Below are 22,135 nucleotides of genomic sequence, written 5' to 3' on the forward strand. Positions count from 1 at the left end.
GGGGACGTAGCCCGCCGGGCTACACCGGAGACATGACCACCACGACCTACTCCCAGACCACTGCCGACACGCTCCGCGGTGCCGTACGCGGCACCGTCGTGACCCGCGGCGACCCGTCGTACGACGAGGCCCGCCGGGTCTACAACGCCCAGCACGACCGCCGCCCGGCCGTCGTCGTCCACGCCGTGGACGCCGGCGACGTGATCGCGGCGGTGCTCCACGCCCGGGAGCACGGGCTCCCGCTGGCCGTGCGCGGCGGCTCCCACTCGGTCGCCGGCTTCGGCACCGTGGACGACGGCCTCGTCGTCGACCTGTCCCGGATGCGGGGCGTCCGGGTCGACCCGGAGGCCCGTACGGCACGGGCCGAGGGCGGTGCCACCTGGGGCGACTTCAACCACGCCACCCATGCCTTCGGGCTCGCGACCACCGGCGGGGTGGTCTCCTCGACCGGCGTCGGCGGTCTCACGCTCGGCGGCGGCATGGGCCATCTGGCCCGCCGCTACGGCCTGAGCTGCGACAACCTGATCGCGGCGGACGTGGTGACCGCCGAAGGCACCCTGGTGTCCTGCGACGCCGAGCGGAACCCGGACCTGTTCTGGGCGCTGCGGGGCGGCGGCGGCAACTTCGGCGTCGCCGTCTCCCTCGCGTACCGGCTGCACCCGGTCGCGGACGTCTTCGGCGGTCTGAGCTGCTACCCGCTCGACGGGGACGTGGCACGCGCCTGGCGCGAGCTGATCGCGGACTCCCCGGAGGAGCTGAACTCGATCCTGGTCCTGGCGCTCGGCCCGGAGGAACCGTTCCTCCCGGAGCGCTGGCACGGCCGGCCGATCTGCGCCGCGTTCACCTGCTTCAGCGGCCCGGAGGCGGAGGACGAGAAGGTCCTCGCCCGCCTGGACGGACTCGGACCGGTGATCGGCCGGTTCATGGAGCGGATGCCGTACCCGGTGATCAACACCCTCTTCGACGAGCAGCTGCCGGCCGGGCTCCACCACTACTGGAAGGGCAACTTCAGCCGCGAGCTGTCGGACGGCGCGATCGCGGTGCACACCGAGTACGGCGCGACGATGCCGTCCCTCGAATCGGACACGGCGATCTTCCCGATCGACGGCGCCTGCCACCGGGTGGGCCCGGAGGAGACCGCGTTCGCGTACCGGGACGCCGTCTTCTCGCACTCCTTCGGCGGCACCTGGACCGACCCGGCGGACTCGGACCGCAACATCTCCTGGACCCGGGCCTACGACACGGCCCTGCGCCCGCACACCCAGGAGGGCGGCTACGTCAACTTCATGGACACCGACGACCAGGACCGGGTCCGGGTCAACTACCGCCAGAACTACGACCGGCTGAGGACGGTCAAGCGCCGGTACGACCCCGACAACGTGTTCCGGCTGAACCAGAACATCGCGCCGTAGCACCCTCGAAATGGGGGAACGGCGGTGTGGCACCGCGGGCCCACACGCTCCGGCGTGGGGCAATGGCCGGGTGAACCGGTCCACGTTCCCCGAACGGATCCACCGGAGTCGGCGACGGCGGGCGGCCCGGCGCCGTCTGGCGGCACGCCGCCGGGCGACCGGGGCGGGCGGCGGCGCCACGGCCCCCTCCTCGCGGCTCACACCGATCCTGCTCAGCCTGCCGGGACTGGCGGCCGTCGCCGCCCTCCCTCTTCCACGCCGATCTGCGGAAGGCTCACCTCTGCGACCGCGAGCACTTCATCCGGGCGCCGGAGCAGGAGGAGGCGGAGACGGTCGGCTGCGCGCGGCTGAGCGAGGCGAACCTGACGTCGGCCGATCTGAGGGGAGCGGACCTGCGCGAGGTGGACCTGTCGGAGGCCGTCCTCGACGGCGCCGATCTGTCGGGCGCCGGCCTGACGGGCGCGAACCTCACCGGCACGAGCTTCGAGGGAGCGGTCACCACCGGAACCAAGGGACTGCCGACGAGAGTGCGTCCTCGATAGCCGCGCGTCCGGGACCGTGACGGGCGTCCGCCGCTACGAGACCGTCCGGGCCGAGGCGAGCAGCCGCACGACGTCGTCCGGGGCGAGCGCCAGCGCGTTGCCGACCGTCCCCAGGACCTCTCGCTCGGACGGGCTGTAGACCCCGTCGGCGAGGGCGATCCCGGCGGCCTGGAGCAGGATCGACTCCCGGCCGGAGGGCGCGAGGTGCGGGGTGAGCGGCTCCAGGGCCTCGTGCAGCTCGATCGCGAGGAGCGCGCCCTCGGGGTTCACCTCGGGCATGAAGCGCCCGGTGTCGGCCTCCAGGGCCTCGACGAGGTCGACGAGCTGGACGGCGGTGCACTCGGCGAAGCCGGCGGACCTGACGGCGCTCACGGCCCGGTCGAGGACGGCCCGCGAGTCGGTGCCGCCGGCGGCGAGCACGGCGAGGGCGACGGTGTGCACGGCGTCCCGCAGCATCGCGGAGAAGCGGGTGGTCGTGGGGTGGTCGAGCACCTCCGTACCGAAGTGCGTGTGACAGGCCGCGCACTCGACGACGGGGCCCGTACAGCCCCGGGGCAGGACCGGGACCCCCAGGACGGCGAACCTGCGGCGGCCGGTGCGGCGCCGGTAGTTGCGGTCGCCCCCGCACTCCTCGCAGAAGAACTCGCCGTCCCCGACCGTGTTCCAGGAGGTGCGGATTCCGCAGACGCCCACTTTCCCACCACGTGAATTCCGGGCAGACCGCACACGCACCTCCTCGACGGCCCGGCTGCACTGCCGGCGTTGGCGTGATGTTAGCCACATCCTTGATGTGGCGTCAGCACCCCGTCAGGACTTCACCGCGGAGTTGGCCGAGACACGTCACCGCCCGCGGAGGGCGGCGACGGTGCTTTGCGAAGGCCAGAAAGCCTCCGCCGGCCCGGCCTGCCGCCTCCGCCGGGCCGATCGCCCCGGATTCGATGGCCGAAGCGGTCGTCGCGAGATCACCCTCCGGGGTGGCACCGGCCCCCGGAAACATGACCCCGACCGGAAACGTGACGGCCCCCGCCCCCTCGGGAGGGTGCGGGGGCCGTCTCCTGAGGACCGGGTCAGCGGGCGGAGCGGTTGACCGCCGAGATGACCGCCTTCAGGGAGGCGCGGGTCGTGTTGGCGTCGATGCCGATGCCCCACAGGACCTGACCGTCGATGGCGCACTCGATGTACGAGGCTGCCTGCGCGGAGGCGCCCTCGCTCATGGTGTGCTCCTGGTAGTCCAGCAGGCGGGCGTCCACGCCGATCGCCTGCAGGGCCGCGAAGAAGGCGGAGATCGGGCCGTTGCCGGAGCCGGACAGGACGGTCTCGACGCCGTCGACGACCGCCTCGACGGTCAGCGTGTCCGTGCCGTCCGTGTCGGAGGTGGTCTGGCCGGAGCGCAGCTGGATGCGCCCCCAGCGAGCACCGGCGTTGTCCGGGTTGGGCAGGTACTCGTCCTGGAAGACGGACCAGATCGCGGCCGGCGTGACCTCGCCGCCCTCGGTGTCCGTCTTCTGCTGGATGATCTTCGAGAACTCGATCTGCATCCGGCGGGGCAGGTCCAGCTTGTGGTCGTTCTTCAGGACGTACGCGATGCCGCCCTTGCCGGACTGCGAGTTGACCCGGATGACGGCCTCGTAGGAGCGGCCGACGTCCTTCGGGTCGATCGGCAGGTACGGCACCGCCCACTCGATGTCGTCGACGGTCTTGCCCTGGGCGGCCGCGTCGGCCTCCATGGCGTCGAAGCCCTTCTTGATGGCGTCCTGGTGGGAGCCGGAGAAGGCGGTGTAGACCAGGTCGCCCGCGTAGGGGTGGCGCGGGTGGACCTCCATCTGGTTGCAGTACTCGGAGGTGCGACGGATCTCGTCGATCTGCGAGAAGTCGATCTGCGGGTCGACGCCCTGGCTGAACAGGTTCATGCCCAGGGTCACCAGGTCGACGTTGCCGGTGCGCTCGCCCTGGCCGAACAGGCAGCCCTCGATGCGGTCGGCGCCGGCCATGATCGCCAGCTCGGCGGCCGCCACGGCCGTACCGCGGTCGTTGTGCGGGTGGACCGAGACGCAGATGTGCTCGCGGCGGGTCAGGTTCCGGGACATCCACTCGAAGCGGTCCGCGTGCGTGGACGGCGTCGAACGCTCCACGGTGGCGGGCAGGTTCAGGATGATCTCGCGGCCCGGGCCCGGCTGCCAGACGTCGCAGACCGCCTCGCAGACCTCCAGGGCGAAGTCCAGCTCGGTGTCGGTGAAGATCTCGGGGCTGTACTGGTAGCCGAAGATCGTGCGCTCGTCGAGCAGCTTCTCCGCGTACTCCATGACCAGGCGGGTGCCGTCCACGGCGATCTGCTTGATCTGCTCCTTCGAGCCGCGGAAGACGACCCGGCGGAAGGTGGGCGCGGTGGCGTTGTACAGGTGGACGGTGGCGCGCTTCGCGCCGACCAGGGACTCCACGGTCCGCTCGATCAGGTCCTCGCGGGCCTGGGTCAGTACGGAGATGGTGACGTCGTCCGGGATCGCGCCCTCTTCGATGATGGAGCGCACGAACGCGAAGTCGGTCTCGCCGGAGGACGGGAAGCCGACCTCGATCTCCTTGTAGCCCATGCGCACGAGCAGGTCGAACATCTCGCGCTTGCGGGCCGGGGACATCGGGTCGATCAGGGCCTGGTTGCCGTCGCGCAGGTCGGTGGACAGCCAGCGCGGGGCCTTGGTGATCCGCTGCTCGGGCCAGGTGCGGTCGGGGATCCGTACCTGCTCGTACCGGCCGTACTTGTGGATCGGCATCCCGGACGGCTTCTGCAGCTGCGTCGCGTTGGTGATCGGCGTGGGGCGGCTGACGAACGGGGACTGGGTCATGTGCGTTGGGCTCCTCGGGTCCAGCAAGAAGGACGGCCGACTGTCGAACGCAACACCAGGTCCCGCGGGGAGGGGGTCGGCCTACGACTACAGGCCCTCGCCGCGGCAGCTAAGGAGAAGCAGCCCGAAACGCATGATGTGCCGCAGCCTAGCCCAGGGACGTCGGAGACGGACGTCCTGTATCAGTATGCGGGACGGCACTCGCGTCAAGGGCGAACAGTGACGCATCACTCCATTTCGCCAATCCTCGTCTCAGCCCGTGACAGAGAGCTCACGCAGTGCCACATTGCGAGCATGACTCCCCAGACGCCTGTCTTCTGCTCGATCGTCCCCCCGCACCTCCTGGAGCACCTGGCGCACTCCTCGAACCCGGCCGTCGCCGCGGCCGCGCGCCGCACGCTCATCGCGGACGCCTCGGCCCGTACGTTCCGGATCCTGCCGCTGCCCGGCACCGCGCCCACGCTCGCCCCCGCCGAGGCCGGCAGGCCGCACCGCACGATCTACGACTGCGAGCGCGGCACCGACCTGCCGGGGGCGAAGGTCCGCGGCGAGGGCGACGCGGCGACCGGGGACGCCACCGTGAACCGGGCGTACGCCGGCCTGGGCGCCACCTTCGACCTCTTCCTCGACGCCTTCGGGCACGACTCCATCGACGGCGCCGGGCTCCCGCTGCTCGCCTCCGTCCACTACGACGAGAAGTACGGCAACGCCTTCTGGAACGGCGAGCAGATGGTGTTCGGCGACGGCGACGACGAGATCTTCCTCGACTTCACCCTCCCCGTGGACGTCATCGGCCACGAGCTCGCCCACGGCTTCACCCAGTACTCGGCGAACCTGGAGTACTTCAGCCAGTCCGGCGCCCTCAACGAGTCCGTCTCCGACGTCTTCGGCTCCCTCGTGAAGCAGTACGCGCTCGGCCAGTCCGCCGACACCGCCGACTGGCTCATCGGCGAGGGCCTCTTCCACCCGAACGTGGAGGGGACGGCACTGCGCTCCATGAAGGCCCCGGGCACCGCGTACGACGACGACATCCTCGGCAAGGACCCGCAGCCCGGTCACATGGACGACTACGTCCGCACCGGCCGCGACAACGGCGGCGTCCACATCAACTCCGGCATCCCCAACCACGCCTTCTACCTGGCGGCGACCGAGCTGGGCGGCAACTCCTGGGAGCGGGCCGGACAGATCTGGTACGACGTGATGACCGGCGGGACCCTCACCCCCGAGGCCCGGTTCTCCGAGTTCGCCGCGGCCACGGTGGCGGCGGCCCGGGCGCGGTACGGCGACGGGGAGGAGATCCAGGCCGTCCTGAAGGCCTGGTCGGCCGTGGGCGTACCGACCGACTGATCCGGCTGGTACACAGGTCCCATGCGGATTCGAGTGCGGCGCACGGGCGGTTTCGCGGGCATCGAGCGGTCGGCGGAGGTGGAGGTCTCGGGCCCCGAGTGGGAGTCCCTGACCACCGCCGTCCTCGCGGACGGCGACGACGAGCGCCGGGGCGTGCCGGACGGGTTCTCGTACGAGATCACCGTCGGCGCGCGCACGGTCCGCTGCCACGACCCGCGCCTCACCGACGCGCAGAGGACCCTCGTGACGAGGGTCCTCAAGGAAGGCGCGTAGGGGAAAGGCCCCTGGAAGCCCGCTTCCGGGGCCACGAGCCACGTCGCCGGGGCTAGAACCCCAGCTTGCGCAGCTGCTTCGGGTCGCGCTGCCAGTCCTTCGCGACCTTGACGTGGAGGTCCAGGAAGACCGGGGTGCCGAGGAGGGCCTCGATGTGCTTGCGGGACTTCATGCCGACCTCCTTGAGGCGGCTGCCCTTCGGGCCGATGATGATGCCCTTCTGGCTGGGACGCTCGATGTAGACGTTGGCGTGGATGTCGAGCAGCGGCCGGTCCGCCGGGCGGTTCTCGCGGGGGATCATCTCCTCGACGACCACCGCGATCGAGTGCGGCAGCTCGTCCCGTACGCCTTCGAGCGCGGCCTCGCGGATCAGCTCCGCGACCATGACCTGCTCCGGCTCGTCCGTGAGGTCGCCCTCCGGGTAGAGCGGCGGGGACTCGGGGAGCAGCGGGATCAGCAGGTCGGCGACGAGCTGGACCTGCTTGTTGCCGACGGCCGAGACCGGCACGATCTGCGCCCACTCGAAGCCCAGCTCCTTGCCGAGCTGGTCGACGGCGATCAGCTGCTCGGCGAGGGTCTTGGAGTCGACCAGGTCGGTCTTGGTGATGATCGCGACCTTGGGGGTCTTCTTGATCCCGGCGAGTTCCTTGGCGATGAACTTGTCGCCGGGGCCGAGCTTCTGGTCGGCGGGCAGACAGAAGCCGATCACGTCGACCTCGGCCCAGGTCGTGCGCACGACGTCGTTGAGCCGCTCGCCGAGGAGGGTGCGCGGCTTGTGGAGGCCGGGGGTGTCCACCAGGATCAGCTGCGCCTCGGGGCGGTGCACGATGCCGCGGACGGTGTGCCGGGTGGTCTGCGGCCGGTTCGAGGTGATGGCCACCTTCTGGCCGACCAGAGCGTTCGTGAGGGTGGACTTGCCCGCGTTGGGGCGGCCGACGAAGCAGGCGAAGCCGGCCCGGTGGACGGCTTCGGTTTCTTGGTTGCGAGCGCTCATGGGGGCCATTGTCCCCGATGAGCGGCCGCCTCACGTACTCACGTGCGCACTCGGCTCCGCGCGGGCCGCCCTGTGCCGCCGGATCCGCAGCCCGAAGAGGCCCGCGGCGCCCCCGGCGAGCAGGGTCGCGGCGGCGAGCCAGGGCAGGGCGAGGAAGGAGACGGTGCCGGTCTCCCTGACGTCCTTCGCGGTCGCGGTGAGGGTGATGTCACCCCAGTCGAGCTGCGGGGAGCCGGTCCACCGCTCGGTGAGCCGGATCTTCTGCCGGGGCAGCAGCTCGGACGGCACCTCGGCGAGGTCGCGGTCGAGGAGGGTGCGTCCGAAGAGGCCCTGCGCCCTGAGGGCGACCTTGGGGTTGAGGGTGACGTTGCCCCGGTTGTGCAGCGTGTACGAGACGACCGCGCTGCTCGTGCCGGCGCCGGGGACCAGCGGCCGGTCCTGGTCGACGGTGACGTCCTCGACGCCGAGGGCGGGCACGGTCGGCCCGTTGACCCGCAGGTAGAGACGGGCGGCGACGGCGCGCTGGACGCCGACGGCGACGTTGCCCTTCCCGCCGGGGCTGATCCGCTCGTCGAGCGCGACGAGCGCCCCGGGGTGGTCGCCGGGGTCGGCGTCGGCGGGGACGGTCAGCGTGTACCGGACGGTGACGGCGGACCCGGGCGGGACGGTGATCCGGGTCCGCTCGGGCTTGATCCAGGCGCCGGCGCCGGTCTGCTTCTCCCGCTGGGTGCGGACGGCGAAGCCGCCGTCCCGGTCGGTGTTGTAGGCGTCGGCGCCGTAGAGCCGGAAGGTCAGCGGGGCGGCCGTCTTGTTGGCGACGGTGACCCGGTCGGTGAGCGTGGCGCCCGGATCGGCGGTGAGGAAGAAGTAGGGGCGGCTGCCCAGCCGGGCGGCGGCCGGGTAGACGGCCCACTCGCCGTTCTCGGCGGCCCGCGCGTGCGGTGCGGGGCCCAGCAGGAGGAGCAGGACGCTCAGGAGGAGGACGTACAGGGTGCGCACGAGTCGGAAACCCCCGGGGTGCGGAGCGGGCCGGCCGGGTGCGCGCCCGGCCCGCACGGTGGTCAGGACAGGGTGAGCGTCAGCACGCCCGCGTACGAGCCCGGCGCCGTGAAGGCCGGGACGTCGAGGGAGAGCCCCGCGTCGATCGTGAACTCGCCGCCCGTGAGGGCGCCGTTCGGCGTGGAGGCGAGGGTCGCGCCGCCGCTGCCGACCGGACCGGACGAGCCGGCCGCGCAGGCGCTGGGGCTGCCGGCCTTGGCGGTGCAGGCCGGGGTCCAGCTGAGGCTGCCGGCGCCGATGGAGCCGCCGGGGCCGGTGAAGTCGGTGACCTTGCCGGTGAGGGACCAGCCCGCGGGGCCGCCGCGGAAGTCCTTCACCGTCACCGTCCTGAGGTCGCCGGTCGCCGCGCCGCCCTGACCGAAGTCGACGGACGACAGCTCGACGGCGTCCCCGGCCTGGGTCATGGACAGCTCACCGGCGGTGACGGCCGCGGTGATGGTCTGGCTGTTCGGCGGCGCCGGTACGACGACCTTGTACGCGGCGGGTCCTGCGCCCTTCTCGGGGTCCCAGGCCGCGCCCTCGTAGGCCACGATCCCGGTGGTCGCCACGTCGTTGACCTTCAGGCGCGCGGCGAAGGAGCCCTCGCTGTCGGTCGTGACGGTCATCTTGTCCGCGGTCTCCGCCGCGCCGGCCCGGCCGACGACGGTGACCTCGGTGAGCGGGGTGAACTTGGAGCCGTTGACGGTCACCCGGACGCCCGGGTCGCCGGACGCGGTATCGAGGGCCAGCGCTCGGGTGTTGGGGCTGGTCACGGGGCTCGCGACGACCGTCTCGGAGACCGGGGCGGGCGGGTTGAGCACCGTACAGGGGGTGTCCAGCTCCATGAGGTAGCTGGTGTGGATGTTGTAGTCGCCGGGCGAGAGGGTGATCGACCCGGCCTGGGTGACGGTGAAGGTGCCGGTCATCGAGAAGGCGGGGAAGGAGCCCTTGCCGGGGACCGGCGGGTTCTTCTTGGGGCCGTTGACGGTGACCGCGCCGCTCTGGGCGCCGCCGAGGACGACCTTGCCGCTGGGCGTCATGATGTCGGCCGGCAGCGCGAGGTCGACCGGGTTGGACGCGGCGGGCTTGGTGATCGTGTACGTCACCGTGACCGTCTCTCCGACCTTGGGGCTGGCCTTGTCGACGGTGATCTCCGCGGTGGTCGCGCCCGTGATGGGCGGGATGCCGGCGATCGGCGGCGGGACGCAGCGGGTCTGGAATTCCACCGGCTGGGAGGTGGTCGTCGCGCCGGCCGGGGCCGCGAACGCGCCTCCTGCGACCGCGAGGGCGGTGGCGCCGAGGACGGCTGTCCAGCGCCGTCTTCGGGCCGCCGCCCGGGATCGGGTGAGTGCCATGGGTGTGCCCCCTCCTGAGGGATGAGTGGGCGCCATTGACGGCTGCGGGCGGAGAGAAGTCAATGCAAGCGAAAGACATCGACTGATGACCCATCAGATCATGTCAAGATCCCCGGCCTGAGGTCGTTTCCCCAGGTCAGCAGCGCCTTCCAGGTGCCGGAACACGACGGAGACCGGTGCCGCCCAGGGCGACACCGGTCCGGTGGGTACGGAGGCTCAGCTGAAGACGAACGGGCCCGGCGACTGCGAGGTCAGCGCGTCGCAGTTCACCGTGACCCCGAAGATCACCATCTTGAGGGCGACACCCGCGAAGTACGAGTTGAGGCTGTCGCCCGAGGCCACGGTCCCGCTGAGGGGTCCGATGGTCACCGGCCCCACGGGGAGCGCCGGGTTCTTCTTGCCGCTGAAGACCCGTGTGCCGCCGCCGGCCTTGGCCAGCGTCAGCGTGGCGTTGATCTGGTTGGCGCCGACCGGGATCGGGGTCGTCACGGACGAGGTGAGGGTGATGGTGGCGGCGGTGCCGCTCTGCGTCGCGACGAGGGTGGCGCTGCCGCCGCCCCACGATCCGCAGTCGTACGTCGCCGTGGCCGAGCCCGGCGAGACGGCGGCGGCCGTCGGCGCGAAGGCGAGCGAGGCGGCGGCGAGTCCTCCGGCGATGACCGCGACGGTACCTAAGGTGCTTCTGCTTCTCATGGCGAGTTCGAACCCCTTCCGATGGCGAACGCAGGGGTGCGGACACTGCGTGAATGGTGGAGATCTGACGGTCCGTCGGGCGGACCGGTGTTCATTGAGACGCAGACCGCATGGGAAGGCAAGAGAAGATGCGGTGATCCTTCACAAGGACACAAACCCGCTGAAGCGCAAGGGCCCGGCGCGCGTACGCCGGGCCCTCGATGTCCCGTTCCCGCCGCTCGCCCGAGGGGCGAGCGCGTGCGCTCAGCCCGCCGTGACCGCCACGCGCAGCTGTCCGTCCGGGCCGGCCAGCAGAACCGGGGTCTCCGGGCCGCCGAGGTCCCGTACCGCCGCGCGGTCCTCGTCCGACGCGGACGCGGCGCTCGACACGACGGCCGCCGCCTCCAGGGACTGGGCGCCGCTCGCCACCGCCATCGCGACCGCGGTCCGCAGGGCGCTCAGCTTGAGCGACTCCAGCTCCACGGTCCCCGCCACGTACGTGCGACCGGTCTCGTCCCGTACGGCGGCCCCCTCGGGCACGCCGTTGCGGGCGCGGGCGCTGCGCGCCAGCGTGATGATCTTGAGGTCCTCGGCGCCGAGGTCGCCGTGCTCGCTGCTGAGTGTCATGCCCCGAGCATAGGTCCGCTGCGGACCGCGGCCCGCGACGGCCCCGGGGCGCAGCCGACGACGACCCCGGGGCTCAGCCGCCGACGCCCAGGCGCTCAGCCGCCGAGGCCCGGGCGCTCAGCCGCCGACGCCCGGGCGGTCAGCCCGCGACCGGGTACATCGCCCCGCGGCGTCCCTCGGGCGACACCAGCCACTCCAGCTTCTCCGCCGTACCGGCCTCCGGCAGCGGGGTGTGGAGCACGATCACCAGGTCCGGCCGGGCCGGGACCCTCAGCTGGGTCGCCTCGACGTACAACGTGCCGACCAGCGGGTGCTCCAGCTCCTTGCGGTTCTGGCCGCCGGGCAGGATGTCCCGCCGCTCCCACAGCTCCGCGAACTCCGGGCTCAGCTCCCTGACCTCCTCGACGACCTGCCGGAACCCCTCGTCCTCGGGGCTCTCCGAGCACGCCGAGCGGAACTGGGCGACGACCCGGGGGGCGATCTCCTCCCAGTGGCCCATGCGGGTGCGGTACAGCGGGTCGGTGAAGAAGGTGACCAGGCAGTTCTGGGCGCTCTCCGGACCCATCCCGAGCACGATCGCCGCCGCGTCGTTGTAGAGGACGGTGTTCCAGTACGCGTCCATGATGTGGGCGGGGAACGGCATCCACGCGTCGATGAGCCGCCGCAGCCCCTCGCACATGTCCCGGTCCTCCGGGGCCGTCTCCGGCGCCGGCGGGTTCAGCGCAGCAAGGACGTACAGATGGCGCCGCTCCGCCGGGCTCAGCCGCAGCACCCGCGCCACCGAGTCGAGCACCTGCGGCGAGACCGTGATGTCCCGGCCCTGCTCCAGCCACTGGTACCAGGAGACCCCGACGCCCGCGAGGACCGCGACCTCCTCACGGCGCAGCCCCGGCGTGCGGCGACGCGCGCCACCGTCCGGAAGGCCCGCCTCCGCGGGGCTCACCCGGGCCCGACGACTCATCAGGAACTCGCGCAGCTCGCCGAGTCGGTGCTGCTTCGCCGTGGTGCTCTCGAGAGCGGTGGCCACGTGTGCTTCCTCCCCCTGGATGCCTGGTGGTACGACCAACAGGATAAGTTCCCGCTCCCCAGCGTTGTTCCCGGACGCCGAAGGTGGGGTCATGGCAACCCTGACCTCTCCCCCCGCGGGCACCGGCACCGAGGCCGCCCCTCCGGCCGCTCCCCCGGTCCTCACCGGCCGCACCCGGCTCATCCTCTTCGTCCTGTGCGCCGCCCAGTTCATGGTCGCGCTCGACTTCTCCGTGCTGAACGTGGCGCTGCCCGTCCTCGGCGCCGACCTCGGCCTCGGCCAGTCCGCCCTGCAGTGGGCGGTCACCGCCTTCGCGCTGCCCTCCGGCGGCTTCCTGCTCCTCTTCGGCCGCGTCGGCGACCTCTACGGACGCAAGAAGCTGTTCCTCGCCGGACTCGCCCTCTTCGGCCTCGCGTCGCTGCTCGCCACCTTCGCCTGGAACCCGGCCGCCTTCCTCACCGCACGCGCCCTCCAGGGCATGGGTGCCGCCGCGATCGTGCCCACCGGCATGTCCCTGCTGACCACGACCTTCCCCGAGGGGCCGCTGCGCGACAAGGCGCTCGGCATCTCCGGCACCCTGCTCTCGCTCGGCTTCACCGTCGGCATGGTCCTCGGCGGCGTCATGACGGACACCCTCGGCTGGCGCTCCACCATGGGCCTGCTCGCGCTCTTCGCCGTGATCGTGCTGCCGCTGGCCCCCGGCCTGCTCCCCGAGTCCCGCACCCCCGAGCGGCCCCGCCTGGACGTGCCCGGCGCGGTGACCGTCACCGGCGGTCTGCTCGCCCTGATCTACGCCCTGTCGACGGCTGCCCAGCGCGGCTTCGGCGGCACGGACGTGCTGGTCACCCTGGTGGCGGGAATCGTGCTGCTCGCGGTGTTCGTGCGGGTCGAGTCCCGGCACGCGGCGCCGCTGGTGTCGCTGCCGATGCTGCGGCGCCGCACCGTCGCCTTCGGCAACCTGGGCGGTCTGATCACCTTCTCGATGATGTCGACCGTCATCTTCGTCCTCACCCTGTACCTGCAGGAGACGCTGGACCTGTCGGCCTTCGCGACCGGACTGGTCTTCGGTGTGCAGGGCGTGATGTCGGTCGTGGCCGGCATGCTCGCGCCGAAGGTGATCGGCCGGATCGGCGCCCGCGCCACCCTGGTCGGCTCGCTGGCCGGCCAGGGCGTGCTGACGGCAGCGCTGCTCGGCCTGGGCGAGGAGTCGGGCGTGGCCCTGGCCACCGTCGCCGTCTCACTGGCCTCGATGTGCCACCTGGGCGCGATCATCTCGTACGGACTGACCGTCACCTCGGGCGTCCCGGACGGGGAGCAGGGCCTGGCGACCGGTCTGGTGACGACCACCCAGCAGGTCGGCCTCACGATCGGCATCCCGCTGCTCGGCGTGCTCGCCACCACGGGCGGCGACCTGTTCGGAGGGGTCCGCACGGTCCTCGTCCTGGACGCGGCGATCGTCCTCGGCACGGCGGTCCTGGTCGGCCTCGGCCTGCGACGCCGGTCCTGAACCACGCCGGCGGGAGAGCGACGGCCGGCCGGGGAGCCGGCCGTCGGGCGCCATGACCGGTCGAGGGCTACGGCCGGTCGAGGGCTACGGCCGGTCGAGGGCTACGGCAGGTCGAGGGCTACGGCCGGTCGAGACGGAGCCGTACGGCCTTCGGCAGACCCGCGACCACCAGGTCGTACGAGTCCTCGACGAGCTCCCGGACCATGCGGTCCGGGAGCTCTCCGACGGTCACCGTGTTCCAGTGCCGCTTGTTCATGTGATAGCCCGGGGCGATCGCCGGATGCTCCTCGCGGAGCCGTACGGCGTCGTCCGGATCGCACTTGAGGTTGACCCGCAGCGGCGCGGTCTCCAGCGACGAGAGCGCGAACAGCTTCCCGGCGACCTTGAAGACGGAGATGTCGGGCCCGAACGGGAACTCCTCCGCCGCGTCGTTGAAGTCCAGGCAGAACGCGCGCAGCTCGTCGGGGGTCATGCCGGCTTCTCCTCCGGTTCCAGGGGTTCCACGAGAACGGTGACGATCTTGTTCCGGCGGCCGGCCGGGGACTCGGCCGTCAGTCGCAGCGAGCGCCCGTCCGGCAGCTCCACGACCGCCTTGGCGCCCGCGATCGGGACCCGGCCGAGCGCCTTCGCGAGCAGTCCGCCGACGGTCTCCACGTCCTCGTCGTCGTACTCGTCGGGCCCCAGGCCGTACAACTCGCCGAGGTCGCCGATGTCGAGGCGCGCGGTGACCCGGTGACTGCCCCCGCCGAGGTCCTGGACCGGCGGCAGCTCCCGGTCGTACTCGTCGGTGATCTCGCCGACGATCTCCTCCAGGATGTCCTCGATGGTGACGATCCCGGCCGTGCCGCCGTACTCGTCGATGACGACGGCGACGTGATTGCGCTCCTGCTGCATCTCGCGCAGCAGGTCGCCGGCGTTCTTGGTGTCGGGCACGAAGGCGGCGGGCCGCATCGCCGTCGACACCACGTCCGCCTCGGAGTCCCGGTTGATGTGCGTCTTGCGGACCAGGTCCTTCAGATACACGATGCCGACGATGTCGTCCTCGTTCTCCCCGGTGACGGGGATGCGGGAGAAGCCCGAGCGCAGCGCGAGGGTGAGGGCCTGACGGATCGTCTTGTACCGCTCGATGCAGATGAGATCGGTACGGGGCACCATCACCTCCCGTACGAGCGTGTCGCCCAGCTCGAAGACCGAGTGCACCATGCGGCGCTCCTCGTCCTCGATCAGCGACTCCTGCTCGGCGAGGTCCACCATGGCCCGCAGCTCGGCCTCGGAGGCGAAGGGGCCCTTGCGGAAGCCCTTGCCCGGCGTCAGCGCGTTGCCGATGAGGATCAGCAGCTGCGGGATCGGCCCCATGATCCGGGCCAGCGGCAGCAGGACGTACGCGGCGGCCGTCGCCGTGTTCAGCGGGTGCTGGCGGCCGATGGTGCGCGGTGAGACGCCCACGGCCACGTACGACACGAGGACCATCACGGCGATGGCGACGAGCAGCGCCTCCCAGGTCTCCGGGAAGGCTTCGAGGCAGGCATAGGTGACGAGGACGCCGGCCGCCATCTCGCAGGCGACGCGCACCAGCAGCGCCACGTTGAGATAGCGGGTGGGGTCGGAGGCGACCTGGGCGAGTTTCTCGGCCCCGCGCCGGCCGGACCGTACGGCCTCGGCGGCCCGGAAGCTGGAGACGCGCGCGAGACCGGCCTCGGCGCAGGCGGCGAGCCAGGCCACGACGACCAGCGCGACGGCGCCGAGGATCAGCGAGACGTCCATCGGGGTCAGGAGACGGTCGGGGCGGGGGACGGGCCGGTCAGGCCCTTCTCCTCGCGCCAGCCGTCGACGATCGCCGCCTGGAGGCCGAACATCTCGGCCTTCTCGTCGGGCTCCTCGTGGTCGTACCCGAGGAGGTGGAGCACGCCGTGGACGGTGAGCAGCTGGAGCTCCTCGTCCATGGAGTGCTCCGTCGGCGCGTCCTTGCCCTGCTGGGTGGCGACCTCGGGGCAGAGCACGATGTCGCCCAGGAGCCCCTGCGGGGGCTCCTGGTCGTCCTTCGCCGGCGGACGGAGCTCGTCCATCGGGAAGGACATGACGTCCGTCGGACCCGGCAGGTCCATCCACTGGATGTGGAGCTGTTCCATCGCCTCCGCGTCCACGACGATCACCGAGAGCTCGGAGAGGGGGTGGATGCGCATGCGCGCGAGCGCGTAGCGGGCGATGTCGAGGATCGCCTGCTCGTCGACCTCGGTGCCGGACTCGTTGTTGACGTCGATCGACATGTGTTCTGCGTTCTACTTCCCGTTACGGCCGCGACGGTGCTCGCCGCGGCGGTCGTCGCGGCTCTCGTTGCGGAGGTCGTACTGCTCGTACGCGTCGACGATACGGCCGACGAGCTTGTGCCGGACGACATCCTGCGACGTGAGCGTCGAGAAGTGGACGTCCTGGACCCCTTCCAGGATGTCGCGGACCTGCCGCAGACCGCTCTTCGTCCCGTTCGGCAGGTCGACCTGGGTGACGTCACCGGTGATGACGATCTTCGAGTCGAAGCCGAGGCGGGTGAGGAACATCTTCATCTGCTCGGGGTTCGTGTTCTGCGCCTCGTCCAGGATGATGAACGCATCGTTGAGGGTGCGACCCCGCATGTATGCCAGCGGGGCGACCTCGATCGTCCCGCTCGCCATGAGCTTGGGGATGGAGTCGGGGTCGAGCATGTCGTGCAGCGCGTCGTAGAGCGGGCGCAGGTAGGGGTCGATCTTCTCGTAGAGCGTGCCGGGCAGGAAGCCGAGGCGCTCGCCGGCCTCGACGGCCGGGCGGGTCAGGATGATCCGGGTGACCTGCTTGGACTGCAGGGCCTGGACCGCCTTGGCCATGGCCAGGTAGGTCTTTCCCGTACCGGCGGGACCGATGCCGAAGACGATCGTGTGCTTGTCGATCGCGTCGACGTACCGCTTCTGGTTGAGGGTCTTGGGACGGATCGTACGACCGCGGTTGGAGAGGATGTTCTGCGTGAGCACCTCGGCGGGGGTCTCCTCCCCGCCCTCCGAACCGTTCTCGCTCGCCCTGAGCATGGCGATCGAGCGTTCCACAGCGTCCTCCGTCATCGGCTGACCGGTGCGGAGCACCAGCATCATCTCGTCGAACAGGCGTTGGATCAGCGCGACTTCCGCCGCGTCGCCGACCGCGCTGACCTGGTTGCCGCGGACGTGGATGTCGGTCTCAGGGAATGAGCGCTCGATCACGCGGAGCAGGGCGTCACCGGAGCCGAGCAGGCTGACCATCGGGTGCTTGGCGGGGACGGTGAACTGGGCGCGGGCTTCGCCGGGCGCGCCGTTGTGGGATGTGGGCGTCTGAGTCATGGGCCGGCACTGTGGCCTGCACACACCTCCCGATGCAGGGCTGTCGCCGCTCGACCGCCTCTGGGCTACCAAGCCTACGACTCGGGTCCGACAGGCTGTAGCGGTTTACGAGTGGGTCGCCCTGAACCCGATCGTCGGCACGGCCCGGCGCAGCGGCCACGCGCGCGCGGGGGCGGGCAGGAGCCGCTCCAGGAAGGCGTAGCGGTCGCGCAGGGCCTCGGGGTCCTGGCTCTCGTGGCCCTGGACCTGCTGCCACCAGGCGGCGATCTCGCCCCAGGTGGGGGCGGACAGGGAGCCGCCGAACTCCTGGACGGAGAGGGCGGCGGTGAGCCCGGCGAAGGCGAGGCGGTCGGCGAGCGGCCAGTCGGCGAGGGTGCCGGTGACGAACCCGGCGACGAAGACGTCCCCGGCGCCGGTGGGGTCGAGGGCGGAGACCTGGATGGCGGGGACCTCGGCGGTCTCGCCGGTGCCGCCGTCTACGGCGTAGGCGCCTTCGGAACCGAGCGTGACGACGGCGTAGCGGACCTTGTCGGCGAGGGCGCGGGCGGCGGCCCGGGGGCAGTCGGTCCGGGTGTAGCGCATCGCCTCGGCGGCGTTCGGCAGGAAGGCCTCGCAGTGCGCGAGGCCGGTGAGGCCGGCCAGGTCCCAGCGGCCGGTGTCGTCCCAGCCGACGTCGGCGAAGACCTTGGCGCCGCCGCGGGCGGCCTGGGCGACCCAGTCCTCGTCCCGGCCGGGGACGAGGGAGGCGACGGCCGCGCGCGCGTGCGGCGGGTAGGCGGGCAGGGCGCCGTCGAGCGGCGGGGCCTCGTGGCCGTGGGAGACCATCGTGCGCTCGCCCTCGTAGGCCATGGAGACCGTGACCGGGGAGTGCCAGCCGGGGACGGTGCGGGAGAGCGACAGATCGATCCCCTCGCCCTGTTCGAGCGCGTCCCAGCAGTACTCGCCGTAGTGGTCGTCGCCGAAGGCGGCGGCGAGGGAGGTGCGGAGCCCCAGCCGGGCGAGGGCGGTGGCCATGTTGGCGACGCCGCCGGGGCTGGAGCCCATGCCGCGGGCCCAGGACTCGGTGCCGCGGACGGGGGCGGAGTCGAGGCCGGTGAAGATGATGTCGAGGAAGACCGTGCCGGTCAGGAAGACGTCGCAGGCGGGATCGGTGGGCTCGCGCAGGCACACCAACGGGTCGACCCCGGCGTCCTGTTGCGACTGGTCTCCCCTTGCTGTGGTCACGGCGGACTCCCCGGTCGTGGTGCGTGGACCGGCACCGTGGTGCCGATCTGGACAGTGTGCCCGATGGGGCTTGAGAGGCGGGGGGACACCACACGACGCTCGCGCGGTACCCATCCCACTGGACCCCAAACCAATTGTGACCCGTATCACGGACCGAATCGGGGGAATCCACCTTCTCCGGCCACTCGGATGCTTGATACACATGGTGCCGCGACCCCGTGGCTCACCGGGCGCCGTCTCACTTCCCTGTTCAGTTCCTGGAACGCCCATGTCGTCGCGCCCGCGCGTCCCGGGGGCCCTCGCCGCCCTCGTCTCCCTCTTCACCGCCGGTTACCTGGCCCCGTACCTGCTGCCGACCGTCGTCGGCCGGCTCTCCGCCGGGCTCGGCCTCACCCCGGCACAGGCGGGCCTCGTCGGGTCCGTCCTGCTCCTCGGCTCCTCCACCGCGGGCTTCACGCTCGCCGCGCGCGGGGACCGGATCGGCCCCCGCCGGGCGGCCCGCGCGGGCCTGCTCGCGATGGCGGTGGGTTACGGCTCCGCCGCCGCGACCGGCATCGTGCCCCTGGTGGTCGCGGGCGCGGTCCTCGGCGGCCTCGGCTCCGGTACGGCGACGGCGGTGGCCGCGGCCGGCATCGCCGGGCAGCGGGACCCCCACCGGGCCTCCACCCTCGGCCTGCTCTCGGTCTCGGCCACGGCGGGCGCGCTCTACCTCACCCTCCCGCACCTGTCCGGCGGCCACGCCCCGCCGCTGCTCGCGATCGCCTGCGCGGCGGCCCTGGTGTGGCCGCTCACCAGCAGGCTGCCGGGCGCGGTCCGGGAGCCCCGCGAGTCCGCCCCGACCGGCCCCCTCCCCCACCGCACGGCGGGCGCGGCCCTGGCGGGCGGCATCCTCCTCTGGTCCCTCTCCCAGAACGCCCTGTGGGGCGTGAGCGGCCGCATCGGCCTCACCCAGGCCGGTCTCTCCGAGGTCACGGTCGGCGCGGTCTTCGCGGCGGCGCTCGGCGCGGGACTCCTGGGGGTCACGGCGGCCGGCGCACTGGGCTCGCGCCTGGGCCGGGCGGTACCGATCGGCGTGGGCACGGTCGTGATCGCGGCCTGCGTCCTGCTCAGCTCGGCGGCGGAGGACCTCGCCTCCTTCGCGACCGGCGAGATCCTGTGGAACGCCTGCTACCCGGTGGTCCTCTCCTACCTCCTGGGCCTGGCCGCCTCCCTCGACCCCCGGGGCCGCTGGGCGGTCCTGGTCGGCGCGGCGTCCTCCCTGGGCGTGGCCTGCGGCCCCCTGGCGGGAAGCCTCCTGTCGGAGGGCGCGGGGTACCCGGGCATGGGCGCGGTCCTGTGCGCCCTGCTCGTCCTGGTCGCGATCCCGATGACGGCGGTGGCCCGCCACGTCTCGGGCCGCCCGCTGGTCCCCGGCTCGGTACGACGACGGGGCGGCGCGGCGGGCGCGGTCCTGGCGGGCACGGCGGCGGCGACCCCGCCGACGGTCCCGCAGATGGGCGCGCCGGAACAGGAGATCACCCCGGTCCGGGTCCCGACGGGCCGCCGCCGCCTCGTGAAGTCGGCCTACCGACTGGCGAGGCCGAGCGACCGGGGCTGAGGGGGGCGCCTGCCCGCCTACTCCCCGCCGAACTCGTACGCCTCGACCTCGGCCAGGTACCGCGCCCGTCGAGGCTCGTCATCCTCCAGGAACGACGCCTCGAACGAGTTCCGCGCCAACTCCCGCAACCGCTCCGACGACAGCCCCAAGGCCTCCCGCACCCCGTCGAAGTTGTCCCCCACGTACCCGCCGAAGTACGCCGGGTCGTCCGAGTTCACGGTGACGAGCAGCCCCGCCGCCATCATCGCCGGCAGCGGGTGATCACCCAGCACGTCGATCGCCCGCAGCCGCACGTTCGACAGCGGACAGAGCGTCAGCGGCACCCGCTCCCGCACGAGCCGTTCGACGAGCTCCGGGTCCTCCATGCACCGCAGACCGTGGTCGATCCGCTCCACCCCGAGGACGTCGAGCGCCTCACGGACGTACTCCGCCGGACCCTCCTCGCCCGCGTGGGCGACGCGGCGCAGCCCGAGCGCCGCGGCGGCCTCGTACACCTCGCGGAACTTGGCCGGCGGGTGGCCGACCTCCGCCGAGTCCAGGCCGACGCCGGTGATCCGGTCCAGATAGGGCTTCGCGGCGTCCAGGGTGGCGAGCGCCGACTCCGCCGACTCGTCGCGCAGGAAGCACATGATGAGCCGGGTGGAGACCCCGTACCGCTCCTCGGAGCGTTCGAGGGAGGAGCTCAGGCCCTCGATCACCGTGCCGATGGGGACGCCGCGGGCGGTGTGCGCCTGCGGGTCGAAGAAGATCTCGGCGTGCCGGACGCCCTGGGCGGCGGCCCGCTCCAGATAGGCGTCGGTGAGCTCGGTGAAGTCCTCGGCGGTGCGCAGGACGGCCATCAGGCCGTAGTAGAGGTCGAGGAAGGACTGGAGGTCGCTGAAGCGGTACGCCTCGCGCAGGGCCTCGGTGTCCGCGTACGGCAGGGTGACGCCGTTGCGCGCGGCGAGCGCGAAGGCCAGCTCGGGTTCGAGGGTGCCTTCGATGTGGAGGTGCAGTTCGGCCTTGGGGAGAGCCGCGGGGAGGGGCATGGGTGGTGCTCTATCTCTTCGGTACGGGGACCCTCATGAGGTCCTGGGCAATGCTCAGTTCGCCGTCGAACCCGGCCGCCCGCGCCTGCCGCTCGAACTCGGCCGGGTCGGAGTAGCGCTGCGAGAAGTGGGTCAGGACGAGGTGCCGTACGCCCGCGTCCCGGGCGACCGCCGCGGCCTGTCCGGCCGTCAGGTGGCCGTGGTCGGTGGCGAGGCGGACGTCCTCGTCGAGGAAGGTCGACTCGATGACGAGCATGTCGGCGCCTTCGGCGAGCGCGTGCACGCCGTCGCAGAGCCGGGTGTCCATGACGAAGGCGAACCGCTGCCCGCGCCGGACCTCGCTGACGTCGTCGAGGGTCACGCCGCCGAGGGCGCCCTCGCGCTGGAGACGGCCCACGTCGGGGCCCTCGATGCCGTGCGCGGCGAGCCGTTCGGGCAGGATGCGGCGCCCGTCGGGCTCGGTGAGCCGGTAGCCGTACGACTCGACCGGGTGCGAGAGCAGGCACGCGTCGAGGGTGTACGCGTCGGTGACGGCGAGCGGCCCGTCGGCGGCCACCGGCGCCTCGGCCAGCCGCACGGTCTCACGGTAGGCCGTGGCGTACCGCAGCCGCTCGAAGAAGTGCCGCCCGCTCGCCGGGTAGTGCGCGGTGACGGGGTGCGGGACCTGGTCGAGGTTGATCCGCTGGATCACCCCGGCGAGGCCGAGCGAGTGGTCGCCGTGGAAGTGCGTGACGCAGATCCGGTCGATGTCGTGCGCGGCGACCCCGGCGCGCAGCATCTGGCGCTGGGTGCCCTCACCGGGGTCGAAGAGGATGCCCTGTCCGTCCCAGCGCAGCAGGTAGCCGTTGTGGTTGCGGTGCCGGGTCGGGACCTGGCTTGCGGTCCCGAGCACGACGAGTTCCCGTACGGACATGGGTGCTGCCGGTCTAGCCGGGGGGCCAGTTGAGGCCGCGGCCGCCCAGCACGTGCGCGTGGGCGTGGAAGACGGTCTGGCCCGCGCCGGCGCCCGTGTTGAAGATGATCCTGAAGCCGCTGCCCTCGACCTTCTCCTGGGCGGCCACCTCTCCGGCCTCGCGCAGTATGTCGGCGGCGACGGTCGGGGCGGCGGTGGCCAGGGACGCCGCGTCCGGGTAGTGGAGGCGCGGGATCACGAGGACGTGGCTGGGCGCCTGCGGGTTGATGTCGCGGAACGCGAGCGTGGTCTCCGTCTCGCGCACGATCGTCGCGGGGACCTCCCCCGCCACGATCTTGCAGAACAGGCAGTCGCTCTGCGGCTCTCCGGCCATGGCCCGGGCCTCCTCGCCTCGT

The 22,135-nt window shown here is 72.1% G+C and carries 22 protein-coding genes; 6 read left to right on the forward strand and 16 right to left on the reverse strand.

The window, feature by feature from the left end; all coding sequences use genetic code 11:
• Positions 1-32: 32 nt before the first annotated feature.
• Positions 33-1,412, forward strand: a complete 1,380-nt coding sequence (locus ACIP84_RS19275; RefSeq protein WP_355960732.1) for an FAD-binding oxidoreductase — start codon at positions 33-35, stop codon at positions 1,410-1,412.
• A 347-nt stretch (positions 1,413-1,759) separates the two neighbouring features.
• The gene (locus ACIP84_RS19280) at positions 1,760-1,954 is read left to right on the forward strand and encodes a pentapeptide repeat-containing protein (protein WP_401799379.1); all 195 of its coding nucleotides are present in this window, start codon (positions 1,760-1,762) and stop codon (positions 1,952-1,954) included.
• Between the two features lie 33 nt (positions 1,955-1,987).
• Here the strand turns inward: ACIP84_RS19280 and ACIP84_RS19285 are convergent, their stop codons facing one another.
• Positions 1,988-2,680 (reverse strand): TerB family tellurite resistance protein, encoded by a 693-nt coding sequence (locus tag ACIP84_RS19285; protein ID WP_401798902.1) that lies wholly within the window; start codon positions 2,678-2,680, stop codon positions 1,988-1,990.
• A 341-nt stretch (positions 2,681-3,021) separates the two neighbouring features.
• A complete protein-coding gene (leuA, locus tag ACIP84_RS19290; protein ID WP_355960739.1) occupies positions 3,022-4,794 on the reverse strand; it encodes a 2-isopropylmalate synthase in 1,773 nt (590 codons plus the stop codon).
• Between the two features lie 294 nt (positions 4,795-5,088).
• Here leuA and ACIP84_RS19295 point away from each other — a divergent pair, with 294 nt between their 5' ends.
• Both ACIP84_RS19295 and ACIP84_RS19300 read left to right on the forward strand, forming a co-directional pair.
• The gene (locus ACIP84_RS19295) at positions 5,089-6,141 is read left to right on the forward strand and encodes a M4 family metallopeptidase (RefSeq protein WP_401798905.1); all 1,053 of its coding nucleotides are present in this window, start codon (positions 5,089-5,091) and stop codon (positions 6,139-6,141) included.
• A gap of 21 nt (positions 6,142-6,162) precedes the next feature.
• Positions 6,163-6,414, forward strand: coding sequence for a protealysin inhibitor emfourin (locus ACIP84_RS19300; RefSeq protein ID WP_401798907.1), 252 nt, complete (start codon positions 6,163-6,165; stop codon positions 6,412-6,414).
• Between the two features lie 52 nt (positions 6,415-6,466).
• On the opposite strand, the gene era is transcribed toward ACIP84_RS19300, so the two are convergent.
• From era to ACIP84_RS19330, 6 genes are all read right to left on the reverse strand, one after another.
• On the reverse strand, positions 6,467-7,417 hold the full coding sequence (era, locus tag ACIP84_RS19305; protein ID WP_374115426.1) for a GTPase Era: 951 nt from the start codon (positions 7,415-7,417) through the stop codon (positions 6,467-6,469).
• Positions 7,418-7,438: 21 nt separating this feature from the next.
• Complete coding sequence (locus ACIP84_RS19310; RefSeq protein WP_355960749.1) at positions 7,439-8,407, reverse strand: WxL protein peptidoglycan domain-containing protein; 969 nt, start codon at positions 8,405-8,407, stop codon at positions 7,439-7,441.
• A 62-nt stretch (positions 8,408-8,469) separates the two neighbouring features.
• Positions 8,470-9,801: a beta-xylosidase gene (locus ACIP84_RS19315; RefSeq protein WP_401798910.1), complete on the reverse strand. Its 1,332-nt coding sequence runs from the start codon at positions 9,799-9,801 to the stop codon at positions 8,470-8,472.
• Positions 9,802-10,017: 216 nt separating this feature from the next.
• Positions 10,018-10,494, reverse strand: coding sequence for a hypothetical protein (locus ACIP84_RS19320; protein WP_355960755.1), 477 nt, complete (start codon positions 10,492-10,494; stop codon positions 10,018-10,020).
• Between the two features lie 243 nt (positions 10,495-10,737).
• A complete protein-coding gene (locus ACIP84_RS19325; RefSeq protein WP_073914334.1) occupies positions 10,738-11,100 on the reverse strand; it encodes a cytidine deaminase in 363 nt (120 codons plus the stop codon).
• Positions 11,101-11,239: 139 nt separating this feature from the next.
• Positions 11,240-12,061: a helix-turn-helix transcriptional regulator gene (locus ACIP84_RS19330; protein ID WP_401799382.1), complete on the reverse strand. Its 822-nt coding sequence runs from the start codon at positions 12,059-12,061 to the stop codon at positions 11,240-11,242.
• A 157-nt stretch (positions 12,062-12,218) separates the two neighbouring features.
• Between ACIP84_RS19330 and ACIP84_RS19335 the strand changes: the two genes are divergently transcribed.
• Positions 12,219-13,634 carry an MFS transporter gene (locus ACIP84_RS19335; protein WP_401798912.1) on the forward strand — a complete coding sequence of 472 codons (1,416 nt, stop codon included), beginning with the start codon at positions 12,219-12,221 and terminating at the stop codon, positions 13,632-13,634.
• A gap of 118 nt (positions 13,635-13,752) precedes the next feature.
• Here ACIP84_RS19335 and ACIP84_RS19340 read toward each other — a convergent pair whose 3' ends face one another.
• The 5 genes from ACIP84_RS19340 to ACIP84_RS19360 form a co-directional block, all read right to left on the reverse strand.
• Positions 13,753-14,106: an MmcQ/YjbR family DNA-binding protein gene (locus ACIP84_RS19340; RefSeq protein WP_401798914.1), complete on the reverse strand. Its 354-nt coding sequence runs from the start codon at positions 14,104-14,106 to the stop codon at positions 13,753-13,755.
• A complete protein-coding gene (locus ACIP84_RS19345; RefSeq protein WP_355960767.1) occupies positions 14,103-15,398 on the reverse strand; it encodes a hemolysin family protein in 1,296 nt (431 codons plus the stop codon). The genes ACIP84_RS19340 and ACIP84_RS19345 overlap by 4 nt, the downstream gene beginning before the upstream one ends.
• A 5-nt stretch (positions 15,399-15,403) precedes the next feature.
• Positions 15,404-15,901 (reverse strand): rRNA maturation RNase YbeY, encoded by a 498-nt coding sequence (ybeY, locus tag ACIP84_RS19350; protein WP_030317475.1) that lies wholly within the window; start codon positions 15,899-15,901, stop codon positions 15,404-15,406.
• A 12-nt stretch (positions 15,902-15,913) separates the two neighbouring features.
• The gene (locus ACIP84_RS19355) at positions 15,914-16,978 is read right to left on the reverse strand and encodes a PhoH family protein (protein WP_355960770.1); all 1,065 of its coding nucleotides are present in this window, start codon (positions 16,976-16,978) and stop codon (positions 15,914-15,916) included.
• A gap of 105 nt (positions 16,979-17,083) precedes the next feature.
• On the reverse strand, positions 17,084-18,202 hold the full coding sequence (locus ACIP84_RS19360; protein ID WP_401798917.1) for a carbohydrate kinase family protein: 1,119 nt from the start codon (positions 18,200-18,202) through the stop codon (positions 17,084-17,086).
• A gap of 268 nt (positions 18,203-18,470) precedes the next feature.
• Here ACIP84_RS19360 and ACIP84_RS19365 point away from each other — a divergent pair, with 268 nt between their 5' ends.
• Positions 18,471-19,799: an MFS transporter gene (locus ACIP84_RS19365; protein ID WP_401798919.1), complete on the forward strand. Its 1,329-nt coding sequence runs from the start codon at positions 18,471-18,473 to the stop codon at positions 19,797-19,799.
• A gap of 17 nt (positions 19,800-19,816) precedes the next feature.
• On the opposite strand, the gene ACIP84_RS19370 is transcribed toward ACIP84_RS19365, so the two are convergent.
• The 3 genes from ACIP84_RS19370 to ACIP84_RS19380 are packed head-to-tail and all read right to left on the reverse strand — an operon-like array spanning position 19,817 to position 22,113.
• Positions 19,817-20,827, reverse strand: a complete 1,011-nt coding sequence (locus ACIP84_RS19370) for an adenosine deaminase (RefSeq protein ID WP_401798921.1) — start codon at positions 20,825-20,827, stop codon at positions 19,817-19,819.
• A gap of 10 nt (positions 20,828-20,837) precedes the next feature.
• Positions 20,838-21,740 (reverse strand): ribonuclease Z, encoded by a 903-nt coding sequence (locus ACIP84_RS19375; RefSeq protein WP_401798923.1) that lies wholly within the window; start codon positions 21,738-21,740, stop codon positions 20,838-20,840.
• Between the two features lie 13 nt (positions 21,741-21,753).
• Entirely contained in the window at positions 21,754-22,113 is a 360-nt protein-coding gene (locus tag ACIP84_RS19380) for a histidine triad nucleotide-binding protein (RefSeq protein ID WP_355960784.1), read from the reverse strand.
• Positions 22,114-22,135: the final 22 nt, after the last annotated feature.

It is taken from the genome of Streptomyces sp. NPDC088707 (assembly GCF_044752725.1).
GTDB lineage: Bacteria > Actinomycetota > Actinomycetes > Streptomycetales > Streptomycetaceae > Streptomyces.

Coding starts and splice junctions, on each gene's coding strand:
- ACIP84_RS19275 (WP_355960732.1), top strand. CDS start 33: ATGACCACCACGACCTACTCCCAGACCACTGCCGACACGCTCCGCGGT.
- leuA (WP_355960739.1), bottom strand. CDS start 4,794: ATGACCCAGTCCCCGTTCGTCAGCCGCCCCACGCCGATCACCAACGCG.
- ACIP84_RS19295 (WP_401798905.1), top strand. CDS start 5,089: ATGACTCCCCAGACGCCTGTCTTCTGCTCGATCGTCCCCCCGCACCTC.
- ACIP84_RS19300 (WP_401798907.1), top strand. CDS start 6,163: ATGCGGATTCGAGTGCGGCGCACGGGCGGTTTCGCGGGCATCGAGCGG.
- era (WP_374115426.1), bottom strand. CDS start 7,417: ATGGCCCCCATGAGCGCTCGCAACCAAGAAACCGAAGCCGTCCACCGG.
- ACIP84_RS19315 (WP_401798910.1), bottom strand. CDS start 9,801: ATGGCACTCACCCGATCCCGGGCGGCGGCCCGAAGACGGCGCTGGACA.
- ACIP84_RS19320 (WP_355960755.1), bottom strand. CDS start 10,494: ATGAGAAGCAGAAGCACCTTAGGTACCGTCGCGGTCATCGCCGGAGGA.
- ACIP84_RS19325 (WP_073914334.1), bottom strand. CDS start 11,100: ATGACACTCAGCAGCGAGCACGGCGACCTCGGCGCCGAGGACCTCAAG.
- ACIP84_RS19330 (WP_401799382.1), bottom strand. CDS start 12,061: ATGAGTCGTCGGGCCCGGGTGAGCCCCGCGGAGGCGGGCCTTCCGGAC.
- ACIP84_RS19335 (WP_401798912.1), top strand. CDS start 12,219: ATGGCAACCCTGACCTCTCCCCCCGCGGGCACCGGCACCGAGGCCGCC.
- ACIP84_RS19340 (WP_401798914.1), bottom strand. CDS start 14,106: ATGACCCCCGACGAGCTGCGCGCGTTCTGCCTGGACTTCAACGACGCG.
- ACIP84_RS19345 (WP_355960767.1), bottom strand. CDS start 15,398: ATGGACGTCTCGCTGATCCTCGGCGCCGTCGCGCTGGTCGTCGTGGCC.
- ybeY (WP_030317475.1), bottom strand. CDS start 15,901: ATGTCGATCGACGTCAACAACGAGTCCGGCACCGAGGTCGACGAGCAG.
- ACIP84_RS19355 (WP_355960770.1), bottom strand. CDS start 16,978: ATGACTCAGACGCCCACATCCCACAACGGCGCGCCCGGCGAAGCCCGC.
- ACIP84_RS19365 (WP_401798919.1), top strand. CDS start 18,471: ATGTCGTCGCGCCCGCGCGTCCCGGGGGCCCTCGCCGCCCTCGTCTCC.
- ACIP84_RS19370 (WP_401798921.1), bottom strand. CDS start 20,827: ATGCCCCTCCCCGCGGCTCTCCCCAAGGCCGAACTGCACCTCCACATC.
- ACIP84_RS19375 (WP_401798923.1), bottom strand. CDS start 21,740: ATGTCCGTACGGGAACTCGTCGTGCTCGGGACCGCAAGCCAGGTCCCG.
- ACIP84_RS19380 (WP_355960784.1), bottom strand. CDS start 22,113: ATGGCCGGAGAGCCGCAGAGCGACTGCCTGTTCTGCAAGATCGTGGCG.